Source organism: Sphingopyxis sp. BE235 (assembly GCF_031457175.1).
In the GTDB taxonomy this organism is placed as follows: domain Bacteria; phylum Pseudomonadota; class Alphaproteobacteria; order Sphingomonadales; family Sphingomonadaceae; genus Sphingopyxis.
In genome coordinates, this window is sequence record NZ_JAVDWC010000001.1 from 1,470,647 (window position 1) to 1,485,584 (window position 14,938).

Consider the following 14,938-nt stretch of genomic DNA (forward strand, 5'->3'; position numbering starts at 1 on the left):
ATGGGGAATGGCATGGAATCAAAACGGCTCTACGAACGCGTATCCACCGATATCGCGGCCAAGATCGAGGCGGGGGAATATCCGATCGGTACGCGTTTGCCGTCGGAGCGGCAACTCGCCCAGTCCTATGACGTATCGCGGCCGACGGTTCGCGAGGCGATCATCGCGCTCGAGGTCGACGGGATGGTCGAAGTGCGCAAAGGATCGGGCGTCTATGTGACGGCAATTTCGCATGCCGATGTTGACGGCCCCTCCGCCGACGTCGGTCCGTTCGAACTGCTCGAAGCGCGCCGTCAGATCGAGGGGGAGGTTGCCGCGCTCGCGGCCGGACGGATCACCGACGAACAGCTTGCGGAGCTTCGTACGCTCGTAAAAGCGATGGGCGATGCCGGCGGCGACAGCGCGCGCGCCGAAGTGGCCGACCGCCAGTTCCACGAACTGATCGCCAGCGCGAGCCTGAACAGCGCCTTCGTCGCGGTCGTGGAATCGCTGTGGGACATGCGCGCGCGCTCTTCGCTCTATCGTCTGCTCAGCAGCAAGGCGCATATCGCGGGGGTGACCCCGAGCGTTGCCGAGCATGAGGATATTGTCCTCGCGCTGGAAGCGCGCGATCCGGCGGCGGCGCGCGCCGCGATGCAAAAGCATCTGGCGCGCGCGCTCGAAGCGCTGCTGGAGGCAACCGAAGTGCACGAGGTCGAACTGGCCCGAAAGCGGGTCGCCGACGAACGGAGCCGCTACGCCCAGTAATCGGGCTATACCCTTTGCCTATCCCTATCGCCTGACATCGAAACCCTCGCTCAGGAAGGCTTCGATATCGGATCGCCCGAACAGGCTCGCATCGCCGGGAAGCGAATGCTTCAGCGCGGCCAGCGCCAGTCCGGTCTGCGCCGCAACGGCGATGGATTGGTCGCGCAGCAGCGCATCGAACACGCCCGCGGCGAATGCGTCGCCGGTGCCGATGCGGTCGACGATACCGGCCACCCTGATCTCCTCGGTCTGGGCGAAGTCGTCGCGCGTATCGATCCGCGCGGCGAGGCGGTGATGGTCCACATCCTCGACATGGCGCGCGGTCGAGGCGATCAGCGCCAGCTTGGGAAAGGCATCAAATGCCGCGTCCGCCGCGGTCCGTCGACGCGCCGGCCCGTCATCGCCGAAATCGCGGCCGAGCAGGAGCGCGATGTCGCGATGATTGCCGAACATGATATCGGCCAGTCCGACCAGCCGGGACAGGATGGCCCTGGCATCGCCGTCCCAGCTTTCCCACAGGCGCGCACGGTAATTGCCGTCGAACGAGACAGGAATAGCAAGCCGCGTCGCGGCGTCTGCGGCAGCGAAGGCCGCTGCCGTTCCGCCGGGGCCCAGCGCCGGGGTGATTCCCGACAGGTGCAGACGGCCGGCGCCGGCGAGGAGCCGATCCCAGTCCCAGTCCGCTGCGGGGGCGTCAGCGAAAGCGGAATGGGCGCGATCGTAGACTATGTTGGTAGCGCGCAAACCGGCGCCGCTCACTGCATAATAGGCCCCCATCCGTCCGGGCCGCCGCGCGACGGCCGAACAATCGACGCCGTGCCCCCGCAGCGCGGCGACGGCCGCGTCGCCGAGCGGATCGTCGGGCACGGCGCTGACGATCGCCGTGTCGTGGCCGAGCCGCGCGAGCGCGGTTGCGACATTGGCCTCGGCGCCGCCGATCCAGACGTCGAGCCGCGGCGTCTGGAGCAGGAGTTCGCGCCCCGGGGGCGACATGCGCAGCAGGATTTCGCCAAAGGCGACAAGGCGTCCCATGTTGGTCAGTTCCTTTCGATCGGAATCCCGGCCGCGCCGGGCATCGTCCCGGCGGGTAGCCGGTCCGCTCATATCGTCCTCTCCAGGTTCGACCTGCTTCTTCCGGCCCGTCGGCTTGGAGCATGTGCAAGCCTATTTGGTATGGCCAATTTTGACAATCGCTTTTTTATCGCCTCATGACGGGGGCTATGCGAAACCCCGAAAATGCTCGTTTTCATTCAATATGGCCAATTTGGTCGTCGAAAAATTCTCTCCCATTCTATAAAATTACGCCAACATAGGTAGGTTTCGGCTGTGGGTCGATCCATATGGCCTGTTGGCATTTCCGGAAAATATGTGACAAGCCACTTATTGCAATCGGTCTGACCAATCTCTATAGGTGTTGCATAGAGGGGCGCGGAAAGCGTCCGGACTGTTGTGGAGAATCTGATGCGGGCCTTCATTTTCGATAGCGCATGGCGCGGCCTTTGATCGGCGAAGCCTTGCTGCTTGAGGGAGCCTCCGGCGCGCTCGCTCCAGCCCAGGGCGCGCCCGACGCGACGGCGGGCGACATCATCCGTACTGCGCAGAAACGCGAGCAGAACTTCTAGCCATCCCCAGCCTTGCCGGGGTTCGTTCGGACGGATCCCGGCATTTTTCTGATGCCACGGGAGAGACATATGACGCAGGCCATTGCAGCAGGATCGGCGCCGCCGGTGCCCAGGACGGGGCGCTATCGCTGGCTGATCGTCGCGCTGCTGTTCGCGGCGACCACGGTGAACTATATCGACCGCACGATGCTCGGCCTGCTGGCGCCCGTCCTCGGTGAGGAGATGCGGTGGAGCGAGAATGACTATGGCAACATCGTCATGGCGTTTCAGGCCGCCTATGCGCTGGGTTTTCTGGCTATGGGCTGGCTGATCGACCGCTTCGGACCCAAGATCGGATACAGCATTGCGATCGCCATCTGGACGATCGGCCATGTCGCCCATGGTTTTGCGGGGTCGATTGCCTCCTTCATGGCCGCGCGTGTCGTCCTCGGCGTCGGCGAGGCGGGGCATTTTCCCGCGGTCGTCCGCGCGTCGAGCGAGTGGTTTCCCCAAAAAGAGCGCGCTTTTGCGATCGGCTGGGTTAACAGCGCGACGACGATCGGGGTCATTTTGACCGCGCCGACGATCTGGCTGTTCATGGTCTGGGCGGGTTTCGACTGGCGTCAGACCTTCATCTACACCGGCGTATTTGGCGCTCTCTTGCTGATATTGTGGCTGTGGCTCTACAGCAATCCGCGTGAGAGCGGGAAGGTCAGCGATGCCGAGCTCGCGTGGATCGAGCATGATCCGCCCGAGCAGGTCGCGCGCCTCGGCTGGTCGAAAATCGTCACCAAGCGCGAGGCATGGGCGTTCGCGGTCGCGAAATTCCTCATCGATCCCGTCTGGTATCTGATGCTGTTCTGGCTGCCCAAATATTTCGCCAGTACCTATGATGTCGACCTCAAGGTCGTGCTGCTGCCGATGATCATCATGTACCTTCTCTCCGACGTCGGCAGTATCGCGGGCGGCTGGCTCTCGTCGAAGCTGATCCAGCGCGGGCGCACCCCCAATTTCGCGCGCAAGCTGACGATGGTGATCGCCGGTTGTTTCGTCCTGCCGCTGTTGTTCGTCACCGGGCTCGACAATATGTGGCTGGCCATCGTCCTGATTGGTCTCGCGCTCGCCGGGCATCAGGCCTTTTCGTCGACGCTCCTGTCGATCCCGCCCGACATGTTCCCCAAACGCGCGGTCGGGTCGGTGATCGGACTTGGCGGCTTCATGGGCGGCGTCGGCGGGATGATCATGGCCAAGTCGACCGGGCTGGTGCTCGATGCGACAAACGGCAATTACACGATCATCTTCGCCGTGTGCACGACGGTCTATTTCCTCGCCGTGCTGGCGCTCCATCTTCTCAGCCCGCGCCTGACGCCGGTCACTGTCGAAAGCGAAGGCACCCCCGCATGACCCGCCCGTTTCAACTTCATCCCGATCGCCTGTTCCCGTCCGATCTCGCGCAGCGCGATATTTGCCGGCGCCTTTATGCCGAGGTTGCCGACCTGCCGATCGTCAGCCCGCACGGGCATACCGATCCGGCGTGGTTCGCGGGCAACGCATCGTTCGGCAATGCCGCCGAGTTCCTGCTGCATCCCGACCATTATGCGTTCCGGATGCTCTATTCGCAGGGCATTTCGCTCGACGCGTTGGGGATCCGCAACAAGGCGGCCGGCCCGCGCGAGAGCTGGCGGCTGTTCGCCCAAAACTATCATTTGTTCCGCGGCACGCCGACGCGGATGTGGATGGACTGGGTCTTCGCCGAGGCTTTCGGGTTCGATGTGCAATTCTCGGGCGAGACGTCGGACCTCTATTACGACCGGATCACCGAGGCGCTCGCGACCGATGCCTTCCGCCCGCGCGCGCTGTACGACCGGTTCGGGATCGAGGTGATCGCAACGACCGAAAGCCCGCTCGATACGCTCGAGCATCACGCGGCTATTCGCGCCGCGAATGAAAGCGGTGAATGGGGCGGGCGCGTCATCACCGCCTATCGGCCCGATCCGGTGGTCGATCCCGAGTTCGAAGGCTTTCGCGACAATCTCACGCGCTTCTCCGACCTCTCGGGCGAAGATGCCTTCAGCTATGCGGGTTATCTTGCCGCGCACCGCAATCGCCGCGCCTTCTTCGCCGAGATGGGCGCGACCTCGACCGACCATGGCCATCCGACCGCGGCGACCGCAGACCTGTCGGAGACGCAAGCCGAAGCGCTGTTCGCGCGTGTCACCGGCGTCAATGTCAGCGCCGCCGACGCCGAGCTGTTCCGTGCGCATATGCTGACGGTGATGGCAGGGATGAGCCTCGACGACGGGCTCGTCATGCAGATCCATCCCGGCAGTTTCCGCAACCACAACCCTTGGCTGTTCGAGCATTATGGCCGCGACAAGGGCGCCGATATCCCGACCGCGACCGACTATGTCCACGCGCTGCGCCCATTGCTTGGGCGTTATGGCAACGAAGCCGCACTGACGATCATCCTCTTCACGCTCGACGAGACGAGCTACGCGCGCGAACTCGCGCCGCTCGCGGGCCATTATCCGGCGCTGAAGCTCGGCCCCGCCTGGTGGTTCCACGACAGTCCCGAAGGCATGCGGCGCTTTCGCAGCCACACGACCGAGACGGCGGGCTTCTATAACAGCGTCGGCTTCAACGACGACACACGCGCTTTCCTGTCGATCCCCGCGCGCCATGATGTCGCGCGGCGCATCGATTGTGGCTTCCTCGCGCAGCTCGTGGCCGAGCACCGGATGGAGGAATGGGAGGCGGCCGAGCTTGCCGTCGACCTCAGCTATAATCTCGCCAAGGCCGCGTACAAGCTGTGAGGCTTTCGGCCCAAACACCGATCCCGGCGTCGGTGCAGACGCCGGGCTATGATCGATCCGCCCAAGCGGCAGGCATCGTCCATATCGGCATCGGCGCGTTCCACCGTGCGCATCAGGCGGTCTACACCGACGACGCGATGCGCGCGGGCGACCGCGACTGGGGCATCATCGGGGTATCGCTCCGTTCGGGCGACGTCGCGGCGCAGCTGAACCCGCAGGATGGGCTTTACACGGTCAGCACACGGAGCGTCGCCGGAACCGAAATACGATTGATCGGCGCGGTCCAGAAGGTGCTCGTCGCCTCCGAAGATCCGCAAGCCGTGATCGACGCCATCGCCGCGCCGACGACGCATATCATCAGCTTCACCGTAACCGAGAAGGGCTATCTGCGGCGTCCCGACGGATCGCTGGACCTCCCCGAAGCGGCGGGCGGTTCCAGCCTCTATCGCTTCGTCGCGGCGGGGCTCGCGGCGCGCAAGGCGGCCGGGCTGTCGGGGCTGACCCTGCTCAGCTGCGACAATCTCGCGGGCAATGGCGCGGTGCTGCGCGCCTTGATGCGCGACTATCTCGCCGCTTACCATCCCGACCTTTCGGCGTGGTTCGACAGCGAATGCCGATGCCCGGCGACGATGATTGACCGCATCGTCCCCGCGACCACCGATGCCGACCGCGCCGCCGTCGAAGCCGTGCTCGGCGTCCGCGACGAGGGCGCGGTCGTCACCGAAGGCTTCAGCCAATGGGTTATCGAGGATGATTTTGCCGGCCCGCGCCCGCGCTGGGAGAATGTTGGGGCCGAGCTGGTCGCCAACGTCGGGCCCTATGAAACCGCGAAGCTGCGCATGCTCAACGGCGCGCATTCGGCGCTCGCCTATGTCGGGCTCGGGAAAGGCCACGATTTTGTGCATCAGGCGATCGCCGATCCCGCCATCCGGCCAGTGATCGAACGATTGCTGCGCGAGGAGGCCGCCCCGACGATCGACGCCGCGCCGGGGCAGGACCTCGCCGCCTACGCCGATGCCTTGCTCGATCGCTTCGCCAACCCCGCGCTGAACCACCGGCTGATCCAGATCGCGATGGATGGCAGCCAGAAAATCCCGCAACGCTGGCTCGAAACGCTCGCCTGGCACCAGAAACGCGGCGCGCGTTGCCCCGCGCTCGAAACAGCGATCGCAGCATGGATCGCTTTCTTGCGCAGCGACCATCCTATCGACGATCCGCTTGGCGAAAAGCTACGCGAGGCGGTTGCAGCTCCCGATGCAACGCAAAGGCTGTTCGGCGAAGGCGGGCTGATCGCCTCCAAGTGGCGGCCCGAAAGCCTAGCCTAATTCCGTCATCCCGGCGAAGGCCGGGATCTCATCGTCGCAACCTGACGCACCGTCGAGATCCCGGCCTTCGCCGGGATGACGATTAGTTTGGCACCAGCACCCCGGCTCTCCCGCACCTCAACAGCTTACCAGTTGAACATTGTTCCGTCTTCGAGGCGGGCGACGGGCAGATAGGCGGGCTGATAGGGATATTTTGCCGCCAGCTTCTCGTCGATGTCGACGCCGTGCCCCGGGGCATCGCCCGCATACATATATCCCTGCTCGAAACGGTAGCTGTGCGGGAAAACTTCGTCGGTCTCGGGTGTATGGCGCATATATTCCTGGATCCCGAAATTGGGGACCCAGCTATCGAAGTGGAGCGCCGCGCCCATGCACACGGGCGACAGGTCGGTCGCGCCATGGCTGCCGGTCTTGATCTGATAGATCGCGGCCAGGTCGGCGATCCGCCGCAAATGCGTGATTCCGCCGGCGTGGACCACGGTCGCGCGGATATAATCGATCAGCTGGTTCTGGATCAGGTCCTTGCAGTCCCAGATCGTGTTGAAAATCTCGCCGACGGCCAGCGGGGTGGTCGTATGCTGGCGAATGAGTTTGAACGCTTCCTGATTTTCCGCCGGCGTCGCATCTTCGAGCCAGAATAGCTTTGCGGGCTCCAGCGCCTTGCCGAGTTGGGCGGCTTCGATGGGGGTCATCCGATGATGGCCGTCATGGAGCAGATGATGCTCGAAGCCATAGGTGTCGCGGATTTTTTCGAACAATTTGGGGATGTGGTCGAGATATTTCTTCGTATCCCAGATCGTCAGCGACGGAAGCGCGGCGTCGGCGGGCTCATAGAAGAGCTTGCCGCGGCCGACGCCATAAGCGTCCTTGATCCCCGGAACCCCCGATTGTGCGCGAATAGCCTTATATCCGAGGTCGATATACTGGCCGACAGCGTCGACGGTTTCGGCAATGTCGGCGCCATTGGCATGGCCATAGACCATCACTCCGTCACGGCTCTTTCCGCCGAGCAGGTCGTAGATCGGCATGCCCGCCATCTTGCCCTTGATATCCCAAAGCGCCGTGTCGACCGCCGCGATCGCCGACATGGTGACAGGGCCGCGCCGCCAATAGGCGCCGCGATAGAGATACTGCCAGATATCCTCGATCCGGCGCGGATCCATCCCGATCAGGCAGGGGATGACATGGTCTTCGAGATAGGAAACGACAGAGAGCTCGCGCCCGTTCAGCGTCGCATCGCCGATTCCGAAAACCCCCTGATCGGTCTCGATTTTCAAGGTCACGAAATTGCGCCCCGGACATGTCACGATGACGCGGGCAGACTGGATCTTCATGCTATTTTCCTGTTCTCGTTTCGGGGAGCCGATCGGCTGCTCCCATTGCTCATAGCATCTGCCTTACCATTTTCAATAAAATTGGTAATACCAATTGTGACAATTAATGGACCGGTTTTAACCTGGTTTCCGCCGCGCGCACGAGAGCGGTCGCCGCCCGCAACATATCGCCGCGAGCATAGTCGGAAAACCGACCGATGCTCACGGCGACAGGGAGAAGCTCAGAACTGGAAATTGACTGCCAGGCTGAACGTGCGGCCGAAATAGGAGGTGTAGAGCGGGTCTTTCCGCGTGGTGTCGGTGTAGAGGCGATTGGTTTCGTTGGTGATGTTCGACACCTCGGCGATGAGCTTGATATTTTCGTTGATGTTGTACGAGGCCGAAGCGTCGACGAAGATCGAGCTCGCATTGACGTTCGCGTCGCTGTCGGTCGGACCCGGGACGCCGGTGAGGAAGGCCGCCCGATAGTTGACCGTCGACCGGACGCTGAATTTATCGTCCTCATAATAGAGCGTGGCGCTGGCGGTTTCCGGCGAGAGACCGACGAGAGGCGCCCTGCGCGTGAGGGTCGGCGAGATGATGTAATTGATGCTCGAGCGCACCCGCGTGAAGTTGGCGAGCAGGCCGAAATTGCTGAGCGCGCCGGGCAGGAAACGGAACGGCAGCTGGAGGTTCGCCTCGAACCCGCGCAGCGGCCCGCCGTCGGTGTTGTTGCTGCGCGTCACGCTGAACAGTTCGTCGGGCGTGATGCCCGTGCCCGTGCCCTCCAGCAGCGACAGCGGAAGCCCGAGATCGCGGAACGGCACCAGCTGGTTGGTATTCTGGATATAGGTCTCGATATTCTTGTAGAAATAGGCGACCGACAGCAGCGAACCGGGCGCGAAATACCATTCGAGTGCGGCGTCGATCGTGTTGGCCCGGATCGGATCGAGATAGGGGTTGGTGATCGAGGCGGTACGGATCACGATGTTCGCGCTGCCGCTGGGGATGAGCTGCCCATAGGACGGACGCGACATCACGCGCGCCGCGGAGAAACGCGCGATAAGGTCGGGCGTGACGTCGAGCGCGAGGTTTATCGACGGCAGCCAGTCATCATAGCTACGCTCCACCGTCGAGATCACATATCGCGTGGGATAGGGCGACCCGGCCGGCGCGGCGGTGGGGATCGGCCCATATGTGTCGAAGCTGGTGCGGACATAGCGGACGCCGGCATCGCCGCGCAGCGCGAATGGCAAGACGTCTTCGGTGTCGAACTTCACCATGGCATAGCCCGACGTATATTTCTCGTCGACCCCGCCATAGGTGCCCTTGGCGCACTCCAGGTTGCAATATTGATAGCTGCTGAAGTTCACCGCTTCGCGGAACTTGTCCGGATCGATCGCGAGGAAATCCTGCATCTGGCCGTTCAGATTCTTGCCGATGTTCTTCGTCACGAAGGTGATGTCGGCGAGCGACACGCCGGCGGGGAGCACCTGCGGCAACGACTGGGCGGGGATCAACTGCCGCTCGCGCGCGGTATATTTGTTGGTGCGATACTGGCCACCCACCTGAATGGTGAAGTTCGGCGCCGCCTCCCACTCGGCGTTGAGTTCGAAGGTCTTGCTGACGATCGTATTTTTACGGATGAAGCTCGAAATCTGACCGCGCTGCGTGCCGTCGGCCAGCGGCGGGCCAAACAGGAAATTGGCCGGATTGGTCAGGTCGATGCCGTAACCGATCTTCGGGACATCCGGATTGTCGCGGAAGTCGATCGAGAAATTATCGGTGTCGTTCGAATCCATCGCGACCTGGAGGCGGTCGACGTTCAATTTGGAATCGTTGATGCCGGCCAGGCCGAAGACGCGGAACGTGTCGGAAAAGCGATGGTCGAAGTTGAGGTTCACCTGGCGGAAGGTCGAGGTGAAACGCTCGTCCTGCATTTCCGATCGCAGGTCCACGCCGTCCCACAGGCCATGGATCAGCGACCCGTTGTCGTCGACTTCGATGTCGCGGATCGACATCATCGGCTGGCCGTTGTTCGAGGCGGTGCGGCCCATCGAGCGTGCATCGAGCATCGTGTCGAGGCGATTGACCTTGAAGCGGGAGTACAGGCCGTCGAGCGAGATATCGGTGTCGTCGGTGGGTTTCCATTGCAGCGTCAGCGACCCGGCCATACGCTCCTGATTCTGGCTGCCCTTCACCGGACGGGGAAGGCGCGGCAGGAACACCCCGCCACCCGGTCGGCCCGACACGCCCGTGCGGCTCATGATATAGTCGTAGGCTTCCTTGGTGCTGGTGCGGGGGTTGCCCGCGCTGCAGTTGTTGGCGTCGGCGCCGACCGGGGTGCCGCCATTGGCATAGCCCGGCGCGGGGCTGTTCACCGGTACGCCGCCAAAAGTGTAGCCGACAGGCGTGCAAAAGGGAAAGATGATGCCGCCCTGCGACTGCCCGGCGACGTAGGACGGCAGGATGTCGACCGCCGAATAGGCGTATTCGTCGATGTGGCGCTTCGAATAGGCGAGGCTGGCGAGCACGCCGAATGTGTCGCCGAACTGCTTGGAAACGAGCGCGGACAGGCGCGGATCGGCCTTCTTGCTGATGTCGTTGTAAATTCCGCGCGCCGTGCCCGAGAAGACGAAGTCCTCCTTCTGGTCGAACGGCCGGGGTGCGCGCAGGTCGACGGTCGCGCCGAGCGAGCCTTCCTCGACGTCGGCGGAGGTCGTCTTGCGGACCGAAAGCGCGGAGAAGATTTCGGTCGGGAAGGTCACGAAGTCGAACGAGCGCCCCGTGGCGACGCCGCCGCGGATATCGCTGCCGCTGACCTGCGAGGTGCCCTCCATCCCGTTGATCCGCACGCGGGTGAATTGTGCGCCGAGACCGCGAACCGAGATATTGCGCCCCTCGCCGCCATCGCCGCGTGACAAGGCGACGCCAGGAATGCGCTGCATCGATTCGGCGAGGTTGGAATCGGGAAATTTGCCGATGTCTTCGGCGACGATGCTGTCGACCGCCGCGGTTTCCTGCCGCTTCAGGTTCAGCGCGCTATTTAGCGAACCACGGAAACCGGTGACGATGATCTCTTGCGTATCGGCTGGGGGGGATTCGGTGTTCTCGGCTGTCGGGCTGGTTTGTTCGGCCGGTGCCTGCGTAGCCGTCTGGCCATGGGCCGGCGACATGATCAGCAAGCTCATCAGACTCGTTGAAATAAGCAGGTGGCGCCTGCTGCAGCTCTCGCGACTCATTCTTCTCTCCCTTCGGCCTGCACCAAGATCCGACGCCCTTTTGTGATCAGGGCGACCGATTTGACGTCGTGTGTCCTGTTGCCGGATAGACTTGTCAGTCCAATTTGGCAAGAGTGCCTTACCAATTATCGGAATGACGGGGATTATGCGCAGATTTCGCGCGTATAGGCGGCCGCCGTCGCGCGTTCGGGACATTTGGTCAGGCCAATATTGACCCTGTGGAATGGGCCGGCCCGCATTAACGTGCGGGCTCCATGATGCCGTGCGTCATCGGCGCTTCCCTCTCTTCAGAGGGGAGAAGGCGTTAGCGCTCCCGCGCCGCCGTCGCGCGGATCTCGTCGATCGGGCTCAGCAGATAGGAGGCGAGCGAACGGCGGCCGGTGCGGATGTCGGCGGTGACCGCCATGCCGGGGGTGAGGGGGATCGCCCTGCCACCGCGCACGATCGTTGCGCGGTCCAGCGTCACCCGCGCGGTGTAGATCAGCCCGCGCTTCTCGTCCTGCACCGCGTCCGAGCTGATCTGCTCGAGCCTGCCCGGCACCGCGCCGTAGCGCGTGAAGGAAAAGGCTTCGACCTTGAGCGCGACGGGTTGGCCGGCGCGGACGAAGCCGACATCCTTGTTGGCGATCGCCACTTCGGCAACCAGCTTCCCGCGTGCCGGCACGATCACCATGATCGGCTTCGCAGCCTCGACGACGCCGCCGACGGTGTGGACGGCGAGCTGCGTGACCGTGCCGTCGACCGGGCTGACGAGGCGCTGGAGGCTGCTGCGTTTCGTTGCCTTGGTCAGCTCCTCCTGGCGCAGCCGTGCGTCGCTCTCGGCCTTGGCGAGATCGGCGAGGATGCGCGCGCGCGCCTCGGCGGTGGATTGGCTCGAATTGCCGCCGGCCACCGCGATCTGCGCCTCCGCCTTGCGTGCGGTGGCGAGCGCGGCATCGCGGTCGCGCGCGGCGACGAGGCGCTGGCGGCGCATCTCGATCACGCGCAGCTTCGAGACATAGCCCTTTTCGAGCAGCGTCTCGTTGGCGGCGATCTGCTCGTCGAGCAACGGCAGGGTCTCAGCGAGCTTGTCGGCCTGGATCTGCGCCTCGGCGCGGGCGGCGCGGGCGGATTCGGTGTCGGCGGCACGTGTCTGGCTACCCGCCCGGATCTCGGCGAGCTGGGCGCGGGCGAGCGCGATCTGGGTGGCGGCGACGTCGGCCGTGGTTCCGGCTGGCGGGGTGAAGCGCAGGCCCTGGCCGTCGAGCGCGGACAATATGGCGCGCAGCCGCGCGGCGTCGAGCATAGCGGTCTCGAGCGCCTTGCCGGCTTGCGCCGTGTCGGCATCCGAGACGGTGGGATCGAGCTCGACCAGCGGCTGACCGGCGCGGACGCGCTGGCCGTCGCGGACCAATATGGCGTGGACGATCCCCGCCGCGCCGGGCTGGATCAGCTTGACGTCGTCGGCGGGGACTAGCTTGCCCGGCGCCGAGGCGACGACATCGACGCGGCCAAGGACGAGCCAGAGCAACGCGACGGCGAACAGGCCGAGCAATAGCCAGGAAGTGACCCGCGCGGTCGGCGACACGGGGCGCTCGACCACTTCGAGCGCGGCGGGAAGGAAGTCGGTCTCCTCGGTGCGCAATATCCCGCGCGACCGCGCGCGCTCATTGTCGAGCGCGTCGCGAACGGCGGTCCAGTGGCGCGTGAGCGCGGTCATGCCGCGGCCCCCGCCTGAACGCCGATCTGACGGTGATGGAGCGCGGCATAGCGGCCGCCGAGACGGAGCAGCTCGTCATGCGTGCCGCTTTCGACGATCCGCCCCTTGTCGAGCGTCAGGATGCGGTCGCACTGGCGGATCGCGGACAGGCGGTGCGCGATGATCAGCACGGTGCGGCCGGCCGCGATCGCCTTGAGATTGCGCTGGACGATCTCCTCGCTCTCGGCATCGAGCGCCGAGGTCGCCTCGTCGAGGATCAGGATGCGCGGGTTGGTGATCAGCGCGCGGGCGATGGCGAGGCGCTGGCGCTGGCCGCCGGAGAAATTGACGCCGCGCTCCTCGACAATCGTGTCATAGCCGCGCGGCAGCTCCAGAATGAAGTCGTGCGCGCCGGCGAGGCGGGCGGCGGTCATCACGCGCTCGATCGGCGTGACGGGATCGGCGAGCGCGATATTTTCGCGGATCGAGCGATTGAACAGGATATTCTCCTGCAACACCACGCCGATCTGGCGGCGCAGCCAGGCGGGATCGATCTGGGCGATGTCGACGCCGTCGATGAGCACGCGGCCGCTGGCGGGCAGATAGAGGCGCTGGAGCAATTTGGTGAGCGTCGACTTGCCCGAGCCCGAGGCGCCGGCGATGCCGAGCGTCGCGCCGGCGGGCAGGTCGAGGTCGATGTCGTCGAGCGTCCAGGGGCCTTCGGCGGCATAGCGGAAGCGGACGGCCTCAAAGCGGACATGGCCGGCGAGCGCAGGTAAAGCGGTGCGCGATCCGGCGCCGGGCTCAGGGCCGGCATTGAGGATGTCGCCGATCCGCTGGACCGAGAGGCGGACCTGCTGGAAGTCCTGCCAGAGCTGCGCCATGCGGATCACCGGGCCGGAGACGCGCTGGGCGAACATGTTGAACGCGACCAGCCCGCCGATGGTCAGCGCGCCGGCGATCACCTGCTGCGCGCCGAAGAATAATATCGCGGCGAGGCTGAGCTTCGAGATGAGCTGGACCGCCTGGCTTCCCGAATTGCCGAGGTTGATCACGCGCTGGTTGGCGGCACTGTACGCGGCGAGATGGCGTTCCCAGCGGTCCTGCCATTGCGGCTCGACCGCCGCGGCTTTGAGCGTCTGCATGCCCGAGACGCTCTCGACGAGCAGCGCGTTGTTGGCGGCGCCGCGCGCGAACTTCTCGTCGAGCCGGCGGCGCAAGGGGCCGGTGACGACGAGCGAGACGATCACATAAGCGGGGAGGGTGAGCGCGACGATGACGAAGAGCAGCGGCGAGTACAGCCACATCGCGACGAGGAAGACGATCGTGAACAGCGGATCGACGAGTACGGTGAGCGAGGCGCTGGTCATAAATTCGCGCACCGTCTCCAGCTCGCGGACGCGGGTCACCGTGTCGCCGACGCGGCGATTCTCGAAATAGGCAAGCGGCAGCCGGAGCAGGTGGCGGAAGAGGCGGCTGCCCAGTTCAACGTCGAGCTTCTGGCTCGTCTCCGAATAGAGCCGGGTGCGCAGCCAGCCGAACGCGACTTCCCAGAGCGAGACGATCACGAGCCCGATGCTGAGCACCTGCAGCGTTGCCAGGCTGTTGTGCGCCAGCACCTTGTCGACGACATTCTGGAAAAAGAGCGGCGCGGCGAGGCCGAGCAGGTTGAGCGCGAGGGTGATCAGCAGCACCTCGCCGATCAGCTTTCGATATTTGACGATCTGGGGAACGAACCAGGTCATGTCGAAGGCGGGCGCCGCGACTTGCGCGGCGTCGCGGGTGGCGACGAGGAGCAGCGCGCCCGACCAGCGGGCCTCCAGCGCGGCGCGGTCCCATCGCTCGATTTCGGCACCGGGGCGCTGGATCGCCACGGCATCCTCGCCGACGCGGCCGATCACGAACCAGCCCTCGGCGCCGCTCGCCATAACAGGCATGGGCAGGCGTCTCAATCGCTCGAAATCGGCGGTCGTGGCGCGGGCGCGGACACCTTCGATGCGCTTGGCCAAGCGTAGCAGATCGGATGCCGTGACAGGGTCGGCATGGCCGAGATCATGGCGCAGCTCGGCCGGGTCTGCGACGATGCGGTGCATGGCGAGGATCAGGGCGAAGGCCGCGAGCCCGTCGTCCGCGGGCGGCTGCGACGTCCCGAGGGACAGGTCCTGCTGCACGGTGGATCTCCGATCGGATTCTTGAGGCGTTGACAATCTGCGGGGTGC

General features: G+C 64.6%; 10 protein-coding genes. 5 read left to right on the forward strand and 5 right to left on the reverse strand.

The features are described from left to right. Positions 1 to 12 precede the first annotated feature (12 nt). Entirely contained in the window at positions 13 to 747 is a 735-nt protein-coding gene (locus tag J2X38_RS06875) for a FadR/GntR family transcriptional regulator (RefSeq protein ID WP_058538993.1), read from the forward strand. A 24-nt stretch (positions 748 to 771) separates the two neighbouring features. Here J2X38_RS06875 and J2X38_RS06880 read toward each other — a convergent pair whose 3' ends face one another. After that, positions 772 to 1,779: a sugar kinase gene (locus J2X38_RS06880; protein WP_310252522.1), complete on the reverse strand. Its 1,008-nt coding sequence runs from the start codon at positions 1,777 to 1,779 to the stop codon at positions 772 to 774. A 467-nt stretch (positions 1,780 to 2,246) separates the two neighbouring features. On the opposite strand from J2X38_RS06880, the gene J2X38_RS06885 reads away from it, so the two are divergent. The 4 genes from J2X38_RS06885 to J2X38_RS06900 all read left to right on the forward strand — a co-directional run bounded on the left by J2X38_RS06885 (position 2,247) and on the right by J2X38_RS06900 (position 6,486). Then, the gene (locus J2X38_RS06885) at positions 2,247 to 2,369 is read left to right on the forward strand and encodes a hypothetical protein (protein ID WP_310252524.1); all 123 of its coding nucleotides are present in this window, start codon (positions 2,247 to 2,249) and stop codon (positions 2,367 to 2,369) included. Positions 2,370 to 2,438: 69 nt separating this feature from the next. Next, positions 2,439 to 3,752, forward strand: coding sequence for an MFS transporter (locus tag J2X38_RS06890; RefSeq protein ID WP_310252526.1), 1,314 nt, complete (start codon positions 2,439 to 2,441; stop codon positions 3,750 to 3,752). Continuing rightward, positions 3,749 to 5,161, forward strand: a complete 1,413-nt coding sequence (uxaC, locus tag J2X38_RS06895; protein WP_310252529.1) for a glucuronate isomerase — start codon at positions 3,749 to 3,751, stop codon at positions 5,159 to 5,161. Before J2X38_RS06890 ends, uxaC begins: the two co-directional genes overlap by 4 nt. Then, positions 5,158 to 6,486 (forward strand): mannitol dehydrogenase family protein, encoded by a 1,329-nt coding sequence (locus tag J2X38_RS06900; RefSeq protein ID WP_310252530.1) that lies wholly within the window; start codon positions 5,158 to 5,160, stop codon positions 6,484 to 6,486. Before uxaC ends, J2X38_RS06900 begins: the two co-directional genes overlap by 4 nt. Positions 6,487 to 6,611: 125 nt before the next feature. Here the strand turns inward: J2X38_RS06900 and manD are convergent, their stop codons facing one another. From manD to J2X38_RS06920, 4 genes are all read right to left on the reverse strand, one after another. Beyond that, positions 6,612 to 7,820, reverse strand: a complete 1,209-nt coding sequence (gene manD / locus J2X38_RS06905) for a D-mannonate dehydratase ManD (RefSeq protein WP_310252531.1) — start codon at positions 7,818 to 7,820, stop codon at positions 6,612 to 6,614. A 221-nt stretch (positions 7,821 to 8,041) separates the two neighbouring features. Further along, positions 8,042 to 10,990: a TonB-dependent receptor gene (locus J2X38_RS06910; protein ID WP_310252534.1), complete on the reverse strand. Its 2,949-nt coding sequence runs from the start codon at positions 10,988 to 10,990 to the stop codon at positions 8,042 to 8,044. 355 nt (positions 10,991 to 11,345) lie between these two features. Next, on the reverse strand, positions 11,346 to 12,740 hold the full coding sequence (locus J2X38_RS06915) for an HlyD family type I secretion periplasmic adaptor subunit (RefSeq protein ID WP_310252536.1): 1,395 nt from the start codon (positions 12,738 to 12,740) through the stop codon (positions 11,346 to 11,348). Continuing rightward, a complete protein-coding gene (locus J2X38_RS06920) occupies positions 12,737 to 14,890 on the reverse strand; it encodes a type I secretion system permease/ATPase (protein ID WP_310252537.1) in 2,154 nt (717 codons plus the stop codon). Before J2X38_RS06920 ends, J2X38_RS06915 begins: the two co-directional genes overlap by 4 nt. Between the last annotated feature and the right edge of the window lie 48 nt (positions 14,891 to 14,938).

Coding starts and splice junctions, on each gene's coding strand:
- J2X38_RS06890 (WP_310252526.1), top strand. CDS start 2,439: ATGACGCAGGCCATTGCAGCAGGATCGGCGCCGCCGGTGCCCAGGACG.
- uxaC (WP_310252529.1), top strand. CDS start 3,749: ATGACCCGCCCGTTTCAACTTCATCCCGATCGCCTGTTCCCGTCCGAT.
- J2X38_RS06880 (WP_310252522.1), bottom strand. CDS start 1,779: ATGGGACGCCTTGTCGCCTTTGGCGAAATCCTGCTGCGCATGTCGCCC.
- J2X38_RS06910 (WP_310252534.1), bottom strand. CDS start 10,990: ATGAGCTTGCTGATCATGTCGCCGGCCCATGGCCAGACGGCTACGCAG.
- J2X38_RS06875 (WP_058538993.1), top strand. CDS start 13: ATGGAATCAAAACGGCTCTACGAACGCGTATCCACCGATATCGCGGCC.
- manD (WP_310252531.1), bottom strand. CDS start 7,820: ATGAAGATCCAGTCTGCCCGCGTCATCGTGACATGTCCGGGGCGCAAT.
- J2X38_RS06915 (WP_310252536.1), bottom strand. CDS start 12,740: ATGACCGCGCTCACGCGCCACTGGACCGCCGTTCGCGACGCGCTCGAC.